The sequence below is a fragment of the Bacillus sp. EKM206B genome (assembly GCF_011066015.1).
GTDB classification, from domain to species: Bacteria; Bacillota; Bacilli; order Bacillales; family Bacillaceae; genus Bacillus; species Bacillus velezensis.
This window is the reverse complement of sequence record NZ_JAAMNL010000001.1, coordinates 604383-617773: the sequence shown is the minus strand read 5'-3', so window position 1 is coordinate 617773 and position 13391 is coordinate 604383. Positions and strand designations below refer to the sequence as shown.

Sequence of the window (13391 nt, the reverse complement as noted above, 5' to 3'; positions counted from 1 at the left end):
TCCTCCTTTAAATAAGTGAGAGATATTTATATTGAGGGACTGTTATCCCTTAATAACTTCTTTGCGGCTCCTTCGTCCGTGACGAGGACCGTGTTTCGCTGCTTTTTAAAATAAGCTTCGATTGCTTCTGCTTTTGATGATCCGCCCGCTACTGCGATAATGTCGGGAATGGCATCGAGGTCATCAAGCTGCATTCCGACTGAATGCACCTTGTGAACGACTTCTCCGTCCGCATTAAAGTAGTAGCCGAATGCCTCTGTCACCGCATGATTGTCATCTATTTTCTTCAAATCTTCCAAAGGCGTGTTTCTTCGCTCCGCCATTGTTCTAGCTTCGCCGATTCCGTGAACGAGCATACTCGCTGATTTAATCGTGTGAAGCACCTCTTTTACGGAAGGCTCTTCAATAATAGATGAGTAGGCGCCTTGTGACAGCTGCCCGGGAACGAACAAAAGCCGGTAAGTGCCTGAAGCCTTTTCCGCCATATGTGCGCATATGGTGTTCGCCTGGTTTTTCACATCTTCGCCTAAACCGCCTCTTGCGGGCACAAACAGGAGCTCGCGGTTTTTTGAATCCGGCGTCATCATATCGGCGACGGCTTCAATTGTCGTACCGCCGGTTACAGCGACGATATTTTTGCCTGAAAATCTCTTTTTCATACATGCAACGGCCGCTCTCCCTAATTCTTTTTTGACCCAAGGAGATTGGTCGCTGTCTCCGGAAACGATAATGGCGTCTTTCAGATTAAGCCGCTCTTTTAATGTCTTTTCCAAAAGCGTCAACCCTAAAACATCCTTCATCGTATCTTCCAGAATCGAAAGCAGTGAATAGCCCTCTTCCGTCATTGTCATGCCGTTTGTTTTAATATCGATGAGATTCTGTTCTTTCAAAAACTGAACCTCGCTTCTGAGAACGCGCTCGGTCAATCCGAGACTGGCTGCAAGACTTCTGCGGCCGATCGGTTCGGTAAGCCTGATATACTGCAAGATTTCAAATCTTTTCTGCATCACAAGCAAAAGATCAGGCAATAATTTTTTTTGAGCTTGTATTAACTGGTTCATGACTCAAACGTTCCTTCCTATTCATACTGGACAGAAAATGTCCCGCTATGACAAAAAACGTCCCATCATAGCCAAAAAAAATTATGTCTGCTTTCTTTAATTATTTTAACAGGATGACATTGTTAATTCAACTGTTAAAGGTCAATTCCTCGACATTCTTCGCAGGATTTTCCAGTATCTCCTTGATACAGTCATTATATACAGAAACGGAATGAAGGTGACAGACAAAAGCCCGCCGGAGCGGACTTTTGTCGTAAAACGCTTTCATTTTATCCAGAGTTTTTCTATTTCTTCTAATGATTTATTTTTCGTCTCAGGGCAAATCGTCACGACAAACAAGAAACAGAGAATATTAATGACGGCGAATATCCAGAAGGTGTACGCGAGCCCTAACCCGCTGATCATCATCGGCACGAACTGGCCGATCGCCCAGTTGGCCCCCCATAAGAATATCGTCGCAATACCGGCGGCGCGTGCGCGGAGGTGGTTCGGAAAGATCTCCGAAATCATGATCCACGTAATCGGCCCGACTGATACGCAGAAAGCGGCGACGAATCCCAATATGATGACGACTAAAGCCGGACCGCTCGCCAGCTGATAATAAAAGGATGCCCCGATTAAGATCATGAACAGCGCCATAAAGGCAGATCCGACCCCCATCAGCTTTTTCCGGCCCACCTTATCGACTAAAAGAACCGCGATAATGGTGAAAATCACTTCAACGACACCGACGATGCATGTCGTGATAAACCCCGCATTCTGTCCGAAGCCCATCATTTTGAAAATTTCCGGCCCGTAATACGTAATTGCGTTCATGCCGATGACCTGATTGAATAAAGCCAGCAGAATCCCGATCACAAGCGCTTTTCTCAGCCCCGGTTTAAACAGCTGAGACAATGAACCCATTTTTTCTAATTGTAAAGACGTTTCGATTTGTTTGATTTCTTCTTTCGCGGTCTGCTCGCCGTTAATGCGCGTCAGCACGGCGAGGGCTTCATTCCGGCGCCCCGCTTTCGCAAGCCAGCGCGGACTTTCCGGCACGATAAGCAGCACGATAAAAAAGATGACGGACGGAATCATGCCGTAAGCGAGCATCCACCGCCAGCCGGTGTGCACTCCCCATTCATATGAGCCGGATTGCTGGACGGCGAGGTTAATAAAATAAGTGCCGGATATCCCTAATATCGTAAACAGCTGATACAGTGAAGACAGACTGCCGCGTATGGCCGGCGGAGCCGCTTCGGTAATATACGTGACAGAAAGCGAGGAGCCCATGCCGATTCCCAGACCGCCGATGACTCTGGCGATCACTAAGGAAGACACACTTTGAGAAAGCGCAGAGACAACCGCTGACACCGCAAACAACAGCGCCGCTGCCATCAAAATCTTTCTCCGTCCGAAACGGTCACTCAAAAATCCGGAAATCCCGACGCCGAAAACACCGCCGATCATAATGCTTGAAATCACGAGCCCTTCCATAAAAGGACTTAAGCGGTACAAATCTTTCAGGAAACCGATAGCGCCGGAAATCACCGCCGTGTCATAACCGTACAAAAGCCCTCCCAGTCCGGCCGCGCATGAGATGAGAATGACAAACCACTTGGAATGCTGCCGAGTGACAGGTACATTTGAGCCAATTGGTGCCGGGTGATTCTTCATGAATTTTACCCTCCCGCGAATAATAGAATAAAAACGCTTACAAATCTGAGTGCGGCGCTTGATGTTGCTTTGTTTTCTTCAGAACCGCCACATTTGTACGTACTTATGAAGAATTTTATCTAAAAATGAGGAAAATTAGTACGTACAAATAAAGAATAAGCAGTTTTTCATAATCTGTCAATTATTTTTACAGCTTGATGAAAGGGCTTACTATGTTATACTGGAATTTGTCCGTATACATTTTGGAGGAATTGATATGCTACCGAAATATGCTCAAGTAAAAGAAGAAATTTGTTCATGGCTGAATCAAGGAAAAATACAGCCGGACGAAAAGCTGCCTACGGAAAATGAGCTGATGCAGCAGTTCGGCGTCAGCCGCCATACCATCAGAAAGGCGATCGGAGATTTGGTCTCGCAAGGGCTGCTGTACAGCGTTCAGGGCGGAGGCACCTTTGTCGCTTCACGCACGGCGAAATCAGCCATGCATTCAAACAAAACGATCGGTGTCATTACAACGTACATATCAGACTATATTTTCCCGAGCATCATCAGGGGAATCGAATCTTATTTAAGCGAACAGGGCTATTCCATGCTGCTGACGAGCACCAACAACAATACAGAAAGTGAACGGCGCGGTCTTGAAAACCTGCTGTCCAAAAATATAGACGGGCTGATTGTCGAGCCTACGAAAAGCGCGCTGCAGACGCCCAACATCGGCTACTATCTCAATCTGGAGAAAAACGGCATTCCGTTTGCCATGATTAACGCCTCTTATGCGGAGCTGGCCGCACCAAGCTTTTCCGTCAATGATGTCAAAGGCGGCATGATGGCTTGCGAATACGTCATGTCCCTCGGCCACACGCACATTATGGGAATCTTTAAAGCAGATGACACGCAGGGCGTCAAACGGATGAACGGCTATCTGCAGGCGCATCGGGAGCGCGGGATTTTCCCGTCTCCGGACATGATCGTCACTTACACGACTGAAGAAAAAGAAACCGTGCTTCTCCAAAAAATTAAGCATACCCTTGAGCAAAACAGCGGATCACACCCGACGGCCATTCTTTGCTACAATGACGAAATTGCGCTGAAGACGATTAATCTTCTCAGGGAATTCGGGTTAAAGGTGCCTGATGACGTATCGGTCATGGGCTATGACGATTCACATTTCGCCCAGATTTCCGAGGTGAAGCTCACCTCTGTCAAGCATCCGAAATCCATTATGGGGAAAGCGGCGGCAAAATACGTCATCGACTGCTTAGAGCATAAAAAACCGAAGAAGGATGACGTCGTGTATGAACCGGAACTCGTCATCCGGAATTCAGTCAGGCGGATCGGTGAATAAAAAAAGCAATGTGCACGGCACATTGCTTTTTTTGCTCAGCTGTTTTTTAATTCGGCGATGATTTCAAATGATCTCATTCTGTCGGCATGCTCAAAGCTTTCTGAATTCACCATGATTTCATCCGCCTGTGTTGTCCGGATGAAGCTTTCCAGCTTTTCCTTCACACGCTCCGGTCCGCCAACGATCGTTGAACTGAGCTGTTCATTGACCATCGCTTTTTCATACGGCGACCAGATTTGATCCATGTCTTCAACAGGAGGCTTCAGCTGGTTCGGCGTGCCGCGGACGAGGTCTAAAAATCTTTGATAATGCGATGTTGCCAGATGCTCCGCCTTTTCGTCCGTATCGGCGGCAATGACGGTGACGCCGACCATCGCGTACGGTTGATCCAGTACGTCTGATGGACGGAAGGAGCTGCGGTACAGCTCAAGGGCGGGCACGGTGTTTTTCGGTGAAAAGTGAGCCGCAAAGGCGAACGGAAGCCCGAGCTCTCCCGCAAGACGCGCGCTGAAGCCGCTTGAGCCCAAAAGCCAGATCGGCACGTCCAGCCCTTCGCCCGGAATGGCGCGGACTTGATTGCGCACATTGCCTGTCGGTTTGAAGTAATTTCTCAATTCTTCAAGCTGCTCCGGAAAATCTTCCCCGCTGTTTATGTTTCTTCGTAAGGCTCTCGCCGTTAATTGGTCGGTCCCCGGCGCGCGTCCGAGCCCCAGGTCAATCCGGCCCGGATACAACGTTTCAAGGGTTCCGAATTGCTCCGCGATCACAAGTGAAGAATGATTCGGCAGCATAATACCCCCAGAGCCGACGCGGATTTTTTTCGTGCCGCCGGCGATGTGGCCGATCAGCACCGCCGTTGCCGAGCTGGCAACTCCTTCTATATTATGATGCTCCGCAAGCCAATAGCGATTATAGCCCCACTCCTCGGCGCGGCGCGCTAAATCCATGCTGTTGCGGAACGATTCAGCAACCGTTCCCCCCTGTACGACCGGCGATAAATTCAATACGGAAAACGCAGTATCTTTCAATGTATGTTCAGCCATCGTTTTCTCCTTTATGGTTTAGTGTAAGCAGATCTTAAACAAGGTCTCTACCACACACCTTACCACAGCTTTTCCCGTGAGTTAAACAATTTGATTCGATGATCTTCGAACAATCAGTCAGCGGCGGTTTTCTTACGGATGAACAGCTCCTCGGCGACATCAATAAAAAGCTTGGCGGCAAGTGATGCGTCTTTCATGGAAGGAACCGCCAGCTGTACCTCCCTGAATACATCCGGCGTAAACTCTTTAATCATCACTTCTTCCGGGAGGGGATTGCCAGCCATGGACATATCGGATAAGATTGCCATGCCCAACCCCTCCCGCACCATATTGATGGACGTGCTGACATTAAACACGGTAAAGGCGGCGCAAAGTTCGGCACCGGCTTGTTTAAACAGGCCTGCAAAAGGTGACGTGTAACCGCCTTCGCAAACCACCATCGGTTCACCGTCCAGATCTTTTATCGTTACGGTTGAGCGTGAGGCGAGAGGATGATCTTTATGCATAACCGCTGCCATTTTGTCTTTTTTCAGCAGAAAGTAATCCATATCCTCTGTCGGGAACAGCAGAATGCCCGCGTCAATCAACCGGGATTGCAGCCATTCTTTTACTTCGTCCGCCGTTCCTTCATGAAGCACCAGCTCAAGCTTCGGATACCGTTTTTTAAAGACGCTGATCAGCTTTGGAATGAAATAAGCGGAAGCGGCCGGAAATGTGCCGATGTGAATCGTTCCCTGTTCAAGCCCTCTTTCCGCGGCCGCCAGCTGCTCGGCTTTTTCTATGCCTTTGAGCACCTCTCTGATATGGACGAGAATTTTTCCGCCCGTGTCCGTGAGCCTTACGCCGTTGCGGCGCTCGCGGATGATCAGCTTGATGCCGAGCTCTGACTCAAGCGCAGAGATGGCATGGCTGACGGCGGGCTGCGTCATATTCAGCGCCTGCCCCGCTTTTGTAAAGCTTCCCGTTTCAGCGATTTGAACAAAAACCCGCAGTTGTGTAACTGTCATAACGTTTTACTTATGCTCCTTATAAAAAAGATTCATTTTATTTATCTTACTGATTACCGTATCATATGATGGAATTGTTCTACAAGGAGTGAACGACGTGAAACAGCTTTCGAAAATACAGACGGCTCTTATGCTGGCGTTTCTAGTCACGGTGTGGGGAATTAACTGGCCGCTGACAAAGGCCGCGCTTGCCTATTCGCCGCCTCTTCTGTTTGCCGGAATCCGCACGCTGATCGGCGGACTTCTATTATTAATGGTGGCGCTGCCCCGTTTTAAAAAGCTGCGTTTTAAAGAAACGTGGCCGATCTATCTTATTTCTGCCATTTTAAATATTACTTTATTTTACGGCCTGCAAACGGTCGGCTTGAATTACCTGCCTGCCGGCCTATTTTCAGCTATCGTGTTTTTCCAGCCGGTTTTAATGGGCGTTTTTTCTTGGCTGTGGCTCGGGGAATCGATGTATCCTTTAAAAATAGCCGGTCTTATTCTGGGCTTTGCCGGTGTCGCCGTCATCAGCGCAGCCGGTTTCGGAGGCCATATTTCCATCGCCGGCATTCTTTTGGCCTTAGGCTCCGCGGTCAGCTGGGCGCTTGGCACGGTATATGTGAAAAGAACGGGGGGACGCGCGGACTCTATCTGGATGGTCGCTCTTCAGCTTCTGATCGGCGGCGTGCTGCTTGTCAGCTCCGGCAGTTTTTCAGAAAGCTTTTCAGCGATTCAATGGAAAGCTCCGTTCATTCTCAGCCTTCTGTTCATTTCAGTTTTTGTTATCGCGCTCGGCTGGCTCGCCTTTTTTACGCTTGTCGGTTCAGGGGAAGCAAGCAAGGTTGCCTCTTACACCTTCCTGATCCCGCTCATATCCATTGTCGTCAGCTCGATATTCCTGCATGAGCCGCTGACCGTCAGCCTTTTAGCCGGACTGCTTCTGATCGTCACAAGCATTTGTTTTGTGAATATAACACCGAAGAAACTGAAAACACCTGCTCTGGCCGCAGAAAAAAAGGCCGTTCATTAAAAAAACTCTTGCCGCGGGGCAAGAGTTTTTTTATTTATTGTCGTCTCCCTTTCACGAGATACGCAGCCGTAATGAGGAGATAGATGGCCGCAGTGATGCATGTGATGACGATGGATGTCGTCGCAATTACGCCGATCAGGATGGCCAAAAGCGCAAGCACCGCAAACCATGTCGTGTACGGGAACCATTTGACGTAATAAGCCGGCTGTTCTGTTGAATGTTTTCTTGATTTCAAATGGGCGAATCCGATAATCAGCCAGATGAACAGCACGGTATAGCCAAGGGAACCCATCAAATAATTAAACGTCTGGCTTCCTGCGAATAATGAAATCAGGACGCCTACATATAAAAATGACGTACAAGTCAGAATCGCATAGACAGGAACCTTTTTCTTCGATAGTTTTGAAAAGATTTTCGGCAGCCGGCCGTCAGAAGCCTGCGTAAACAAGACGCGGGATGATCCGTACAGTCCCGAGTTCATAGACGAGATAATCGCAAGAAGAATGACGGCATTCATAATATGGTCGGCACCCGGAATTCCGATCATCTTAAATACTATGACAAACGGGCTTTCGGGAACACTGTTGACTTGATTCCAAGGAATCAGGCTGACGATGATGAAAAACGGCAGCAAGTAAAAAGCGACAATCCGCGTTAACGTGCTTCGGACAGCTTTCGGGATCACTTTTTCGGGGTTTTTTGTCTCCGCCAGCGTGACGCCGATGATTTCCGTTCCGCCGTATGAGTAGATCACGACGAGCATCGCCGTAATGACACCCCCCGCTCCATGCGGGAAAAACCCTCCGTGATCCGTTAAATGAGACAGCCCCGGCGCCGTGTGATTGCCGAATGAGAAAAATAATAGCAGAATCCCGCATAAAATAAAGATGACAATCACTGTAATTTTAATGAGCGCGAGCCAGTACTCCGTCTCGGCAAACAGTTTCACAGAAAGCATGTTTACGACCGTCACCACAATGGAAATGATCAAAGCCAATATCCATATCGGACATTCCGGCAGCCAATATTGAATGAAAATGGCGGCTACGACCGCCTCCGCGGCAATATTGAGCACCCACATTTTCCAATAGATCCAGTCTAAAAAGTATGCAGCGTACGACCCGAGAGACTGCTGAACCAAATCACGGAACGTCCTTGCATGTTTGTTTCTGACTGCCATTTCGGCCAGCCCCTGCATAATAAACAGCAGTATGATTCCGCCGAGGAGGTAGGCCAGCAGCACGGACGGCCCCGCTTCATCAATCGCCGTGCTGCTGCCTTTAAAGAGCCCGGCCCCGATTGCGCCTCCAAGCGCCATCATCATAATGTGTCTGGACGACATCGTCCGTTTTAACGTTTGCTTGTCCTTTTCCATCTATCACACGCCCTCTCGCAAAAAGTGTTCATCACATAAAAAAGCACGCCGCCTCTTTTTAGAAAAGAGACGGCGTGCCTCAGGCAGCCGCGGTACCACTCTTGTTGATCCCGAATATCCGGAATCCAGCTTAAAAACCTTTTAACGAAGGTCAGCCGTTAGGACATAGGGAATATTCCGATAATTCCGTTCCGCCCTGCCACTTCCGGGCGAGTTCAAAGAACAATCAGTCCGCGTTGCACCAACCCGCGGCTCTCTTTTTCTGATTGGATTCTTTTACTGCTCCCGTTCACAGTGTTTTATGTTAAATGAATCTCTTGAGTTTTTATTTTCTGAATATAGTAACATAATATACAGTCTTCTATTTTCAAAGTCAATACTAATTTTTGCCGTCTATTGTCCTTCCCGGTCATTCGAAAGTCTCAGCTGAAATCCGGACACAAGGCTTTGCTTTCCGGGCGCCGCGCTTTCCGCTTTCACCTTTGTGTTTGCGTATAAAAACAGCGCAAGCGCAATGCCGAATGATATGACGAGAATCCATGCTTTTTTCATCCAGATGCCTCCTCACTTTCTATCATCGGCGGCTTTTTCTCTTTTTTTATACGCCAAATTGAAAAAACAATTTTAAAATTCTGTTTTCCTTATATTGAAACTTGCTTTATCATAAAAGTATGCGTTTACATTCGAGTAGGGAGGTTATAGCATGACCCCTGTGAATTCAAGCAGCATCGGGAAGATTCAGGCGGCCAGCAAAGGTTTGTCGCCAAAATTAAGAGCGATTGCAGACCATATCGTGAAGGAACCGAAAGACGTGATTCACCTTTCCATCATTCAGCTGGCGGAAAAAACGAAAAGCTCTGAAGCGACGATTTTCAGGCTGTGCAAACGGCTCGGTTTTTCCGGCTATCAGGATTTAAAAATCGCGCTTGCTCAGGAGATCGTTCAGGAGCCGGTGCAGCACATTCATGAAGAAATGAGCCCCGACGACGATATCGAAGTCATCATCCGGAAAGTTTTCCGCACAAACATTTCCGGTCTGACCGATACCTTTCATTTATTAGATCCGGCCGACGTTGAAAAAGCGGTAGAAATGATCCACCGTGCAGACAGAATCGAATTTTACGGAAACGGCGGTTCCGGGCTGATCGCCACAGACGCATATCATAAATTTATGCGTACGGGTATAAATTGCATCGCGCACACGGATTCTCACTTTCAGGCGATGTCAGCGGGTCTTCTCGGTCCCGAAAGCGCAGTCATCGGCATTTCTCATTCGGGAAGCAACAAGGACGTGCTCGACGCGGTGAAAACGGCCAAATCGCTCGGCGCCGGCACGATCGGCATTACAAGCTACCAAAAGTCGCCGCTCACCCAGATTTCCGACGTGGTGCTGTATACATCAACAAGGGAAACGGCTTTCAGAACGGAAGCAATGTCCGCAAGGCTTGCCCAGCTTTCGGTCATTGATACACTGTATTTCGCCACGGCCCGGCTGCGGCAGGAGAAAACGCTCGCCAACTTGCAGCAAATCAGAAAAATGATCGCGCACAAACGTTTGTAATATTTATTTTTCAAAAGAGAGAATGCCGATACAGCGGGAATTGAGGCAATTTTATGAAAAAAATTTTCTTCTTCATCGTTGATTTATAAAAAAATTATTCCTATAATTGACTTTGTAAGGGCATACATTATCAATCTATCTTATTATTCAATCAGATTAGGCGGGATATATTATGAAGGAAACCCAAGCTGTTATCGGTCTGGATATCGGCACGACCAGTACGAAAGCCGTTCTGTTCGGACCAAGAGGCAAAGTGTTAGCCAAGCATTCGGTTCACTATGATTTAATACAGCCAAAGCCGGCATGGGCCGAGCAGGATCCTGAGCACATTCTGGAAGCGGTTATCGGAAGCATCAGGGGCACCGTCACAAAGGCCGGACTGAGCCCTGACAATCTGCTTGCAATCGGCATCAGCACCGCCATGCACTCATTGATAGCTGTCGATCAAAACGGCGGCCTGCTGACCAAAAGCATCATTTGGGCGGACAACCGCAGCGCCGAGCAATCAAAACGGATTTTAAAAGAAATGAACGGTTTTGATATTTATAAAAGAACGGGTACGCCGATTCACCCGATGTCTCCGCTTTCCAAAATTGTGTGGATGAAAGAACAGGACAAGGAGACATTCGCGAAAACCGCCAAATTCATCAGTATTAAAGAATATATTCTGCACGAGTTTTTCGGAACTTATGTCGTCGATTATTCGATCGCTTCGGCAACGGGGCTGTTCCGTTTAGATACGCTTTCCTGGGATGAAGAAGCGCTCCGGATTGCCGGAATCCGGGAAGATCAGCTGTCGGACATCGTGCCGACCACTCATCAGCTGCGCGGCCTTGCGCCGGAAATCGCTGCACGGATGGGCATTCATGCGGATACACCGTTTATTATCGGCGCAAATGACGGCGTGCTCGCCAACCTTGGAGTCGGCGCCATCGGCAAAGGCGAAGTGGCCGTTACGATCGGAACAAGCGGAGCCGTGCGTTCGGTGACGGATGCGCCGATTACGGATGAAAAAGCGCGGACATTCTGTTACGCGCTGACTGACAAGCATTGGGTCATCGGAGGCCCGACGAATAACGGAGGCATTATGCTGCGCTGGCTTCGAGACGAATTCGCTTCTCCGGAAGTCGAAACGGCGAAGCGGCTCGGCATTGATCCGTATGATTTAATGATTGATATCGCTGATAAAGTGCCCGCAGGCTCTGAGGGATTGCTGTTTCTGCCGTTTTTATCTGGGGAGCGCGCGCCGTTTTGGAATCCGAATGCCCGCGGAACGTTTTTCGGCATCAGCCTCCGCCATAAACGGGAGCATTTTATCAGAGCGGTGCTGGAAGGCGTCATCATGAGCGTCTTTTCAATCGGTGTCGCACTGAGAGATTTGGCGGGCCCCGCAAAAGACGTGCGGGCTTCGGGAGGATTTGCGAGATCGCCGCTGTGGAGGCAGATTTTGTCCGATACGATGGGACGGGAAGTCCTCGTTCCGGAAAGTTACGAAGCCTCGGCGCTCGGAGCGGCCGTTCTCGCGTTGCACAGCCTTGGCGAAATGGAACGGATCGAGGATGTTCAGGACTGGATCAGAATTTCTCACCGCCATGAACCGAACGTCAAAAACAGCGAAACATATATTGAGCTGTTTTACTTATACGAGCGGCTGTATGACAAGCTCAAAGATGAATTTGACGTCATCAGTGAATTTCAGCTCAAACAAAGCCGTTAATTCTTCTTTGAAAGGGTGAAAAGGTCATGTTACTGTTTATTGTCATTGCCGCTATTATCGTTTTACTCTTATTGATTACGGTCGCTAAATTAAATCCGTTTATCAGTCTTTTGATTACATCCATCCTTGTCGGTTTCGCAACGGGCATGAATCTGCCGGACATTATCGCTTCGATGAAAACCGGTCTCGGCAATACGCTGTCGCTGCTTGCGATCGTGCTGGCCCTCGGTACGATGCTCGGAAAAATGATGGCTGAATCAGGCGGTGCGGAGCGTATCGCCCACACCCTGATCGGCCGCTTCGGCAAAAAGAAAGTGCATTGGGCGATGATGGCCGTCGCTTTTATCGTCGGCATCCCGGTCTTTTTCCAGGTCGGTTTCGTCCTGCTCGTGCCGCTTTTGTTTACGATTGCGATTGAAACCGGCGTTTCATTAGTGACGATCGGGATTCCGCTCCTTGCGGGACTTTCCGTCGTGCACGGATTGGTTCCGCCCCACCCGGCGGCGATGGCGGCTGTCGGCATTTATCACGCCAATGTCGGAAAAACGATTTTGTTTTCTTTAATCGTCGGCATTCCGACTGCCATCATCGCGGGGCCGCTTTACGGAAAATGGATTGGTAAGCGCATTCATAAACCCGTTCCCGAACTATTGAAAAAACAATTTATTGAACGGAATGAAAAACGCAAGCTTCCGGGATTCGCAAATACATTGTTTACGATATTGGTACCGGTGATCCTGATGCTTATGGCAACGCTTGCCGAAATTGCGCTTCCGGAAAAAAGCGCGCTCTATGAAACTTTTAAATTTATCGGCGACCCTGTCACGGCGCTTTTGATCGCCACGGTTTACTCCTTTTTCAGCCTTGGTTTTTATCAGGGCTTTGACAGAGAAAGCATTTTAAAATTCAGCAATGACTGTCTCGGGCCGATCGCTTCCATTCTGCTTGTGATCGGAGCCGGCGGCGCTTTTAACAACGTCCTGATTGATTCAGGCGTCGGCACGTATATCGCTGACATGGCGAAGCATTCAAGCTTCTCTCCCGTTCTTTTAAGCTGGACGATCGCGGCGGTCATCCGTGTCGCCACGGGTTCAGCGACTGTCGCCATGATGACGGCGGCCGGCATTGTTGCACCGATTGCATCTGTCATGCCGGGCGTCAGCAGTGAGCTTCTCGTTTTGGCAACGGGAGCGGGCTCTTTGATTCTGTCACATGTCAATGACTCCGGTTTCTGGCTCATTAAAGAGTATTTCGGAATGACGGTAAAAGAAACGTTCCTGACATGGACGGCGATGGAAACGATTATTTCTGTCAGTGCGATCTGTTTTATCATGATCATTAACGCGTTTATATAAAAACAAACCCCGGCCGAATGAAGTGACCCCTGTCAAGCAGACAGTGTTAAAAAGACACGAAGCAGCCTGAGTCCTGTATTGATATGGGCTCAGGTTGTTTCACTTCTTTTGGAACCGTTGATGATTGGTAAAAATGAATATATTTACATACTGCTTCTTGAACTGCTTCAGCTGTCTGATAACCCATCCTATCATTTAGGCGAAGATCAACAACTTTTTTCTTAAAGTGAATATCATAAGTTTTACGTGTTTT

The 13391-nt window shown here is 48.5% G+C and carries 11 protein-coding genes, 1 pseudogene and 1 other annotated feature; of the genes and pseudogenes, 5 read left to right on the top strand and 7 right to left on the bottom strand.

The window, feature by feature from the left end; genetic code table 11:
• Nucleotides 1-26 precede the first annotated feature (26 nt).
• The gene (cggR, locus tag G9F50_RS03080; RefSeq protein WP_003151607.1) at nt 27-1061 is read right to left on the bottom strand and encodes a gapA transcriptional regulator CggR; all 1035 of its coding nucleotides are present in this window, start codon (nt 1059-1061) and stop codon (nt 27-29) included.
• Between the two features lie 264 nt (nt 1062-1325).
• A complete protein-coding gene (araE, locus tag G9F50_RS03075) occupies nt 1326-2720 on the bottom strand; it encodes an arabinose-proton symporter AraE (RefSeq protein ID WP_063094162.1) in 1395 nt (464 codons plus the stop codon).
• Nucleotides 2721-2976: 256 nt separating this feature from the next.
• On the opposite strand from araE, the gene araR reads away from it, so the two are divergent.
• Nucleotides 2977-4065: an arabinose utilization transcriptional regulator AraR gene (gene araR, locus G9F50_RS03070; RefSeq protein WP_020956364.1), complete on the top strand. Its 1089-nt coding sequence runs from the start codon at nt 2977-2979 to the stop codon at nt 4063-4065.
• A gap of 35 nt (nt 4066-4100) precedes the next feature.
• Here araR and G9F50_RS03065 read toward each other — a convergent pair whose 3' ends face one another.
• Nucleotides 4101-5108 (bottom strand): LLM class flavin-dependent oxidoreductase, encoded by a 1008-nt coding sequence (locus G9F50_RS03065; protein ID WP_007409952.1) that lies wholly within the window; start codon nt 5106-5108, stop codon nt 4101-4103.
• Between the two features lie 113 nt (nt 5109-5221).
• A complete protein-coding gene (locus G9F50_RS03060; protein WP_060562546.1) occupies nt 5222-6115 on the bottom strand; it encodes a LysR family transcriptional regulator in 894 nt (297 codons plus the stop codon).
• Nucleotides 6116-6212: 97 nt separating this feature from the next.
• Between G9F50_RS03060 and G9F50_RS03055 the strand changes: the two genes are divergently transcribed.
• Entirely contained in the window at nt 6213-7130 is a 918-nt protein-coding gene (locus G9F50_RS03055; RefSeq protein WP_007409950.1) for a DMT family transporter, read from the top strand.
• A 34-nt stretch (nt 7131-7164) separates the two neighbouring features.
• Here the strand turns inward: G9F50_RS03055 and G9F50_RS03050 are convergent, their stop codons facing one another.
• Complete coding sequence (locus G9F50_RS03050) at nt 7165-8505, bottom strand: amino acid permease (protein ID WP_007407366.1); 1341 nt, start codon at nt 8503-8505, stop codon at nt 7165-7167.
• A gap of 62 nt (nt 8506-8567) precedes the next feature.
• Nucleotides 8568-8807 (bottom strand) — a binding site (T-box leader).
• A 91-nt stretch (nt 8808-8898) separates the two neighbouring features.
• Nucleotides 8899-9057, bottom strand: coding sequence for a hypothetical protein (locus tag G9F50_RS03045; RefSeq protein WP_007613883.1), 159 nt, complete (start codon nt 9055-9057; stop codon nt 8899-8901).
• A gap of 151 nt (nt 9058-9208) precedes the next feature.
• Here G9F50_RS03045 and G9F50_RS03040 point away from each other — a divergent pair, with 151 nt between their 5' ends.
• From G9F50_RS03040 to G9F50_RS03030, 3 genes are all read left to right on the top strand, one after another.
• Nucleotides 9209-10066 (top strand): MurR/RpiR family transcriptional regulator, encoded by an 858-nt coding sequence (locus G9F50_RS03040; protein ID WP_015240624.1) that lies wholly within the window; start codon nt 9209-9211, stop codon nt 10064-10066.
• 172 nt (nt 10067-10238) lie between these two features.
• Nucleotides 10239-11783 carry a gluconokinase gene (gene gntK, locus G9F50_RS03035; protein WP_165417688.1) on the top strand — a complete coding sequence of 515 codons (1545 nt, stop codon included), beginning with the start codon at nt 10239-10241 and terminating at the stop codon, nt 11781-11783.
• Nucleotides 11784-11809: 26 nt separating this feature from the next.
• On the top strand, nt 11810-13138 hold the full coding sequence (locus tag G9F50_RS03030) for a GntP family permease (RefSeq protein ID WP_025649301.1): 1329 nt from the start codon (nt 11810-11812) through the stop codon (nt 13136-13138).
• Nucleotides 13139-13184: 46 nt separating this feature from the next.
• On the opposite strand, the pseudogene G9F50_RS20450 reads toward G9F50_RS03030, so the two are convergent.
• A pseudogene (locus G9F50_RS20450) lies at nt 13185-13391 on the bottom strand (hypothetical protein); the annotation flags it as partial.

What these genes read in the sequence shown, in the direction of transcription:
- cggR (WP_003151607.1), bottom strand. Translation starts at nt 1,061, where the DNA reads ATGAACCAGTTAATACAAGCTCAAAAAAAATTATTGCCTGATCTTTTG.
- araE (WP_063094162.1), bottom strand. Translation starts at nt 2,720, where the DNA reads ATGAAGAATCACCCGGCACCAATTGGCTCAAATGTACCTGTCACTCGG.
- araR (WP_020956364.1), top strand. Translation starts at nt 2,977, where the DNA reads ATGCTACCGAAATATGCTCAAGTAAAAGAAGAAATTTGTTCATGGCTG.
- G9F50_RS03065 (WP_007409952.1), bottom strand. Translation starts at nt 5,108, where the DNA reads ATGGCTGAACATACATTGAAAGATACTGCGTTTTCCGTATTGAATTTA.
- G9F50_RS03060 (WP_060562546.1), bottom strand. Translation starts at nt 6,115, where the DNA reads ATGACAGTTACACAACTGCGGGTTTTTGTTCAAATCGCTGAAACGGGA.
- G9F50_RS03050 (WP_007407366.1), bottom strand. Translation starts at nt 8,505, where the DNA reads ATGGAAAAGGACAAGCAAACGTTAAAACGGACGATGTCGTCCAGACAC.
- G9F50_RS03045 (WP_007613883.1), bottom strand. Translation starts at nt 9,057, where the DNA reads ATGAAAAAAGCATGGATTCTCGTCATATCATTCGGCATTGCGCTTGCG.
- G9F50_RS03040 (WP_015240624.1), top strand. Translation starts at nt 9,209, where the DNA reads ATGACCCCTGTGAATTCAAGCAGCATCGGGAAGATTCAGGCGGCCAGC.
- gntK (WP_165417688.1), top strand. Translation starts at nt 10,239, where the DNA reads ATGAAGGAAACCCAAGCTGTTATCGGTCTGGATATCGGCACGACCAGT.
- G9F50_RS03030 (WP_025649301.1), top strand. Translation starts at nt 11,810, where the DNA reads ATGTTACTGTTTATTGTCATTGCCGCTATTATCGTTTTACTCTTATTG.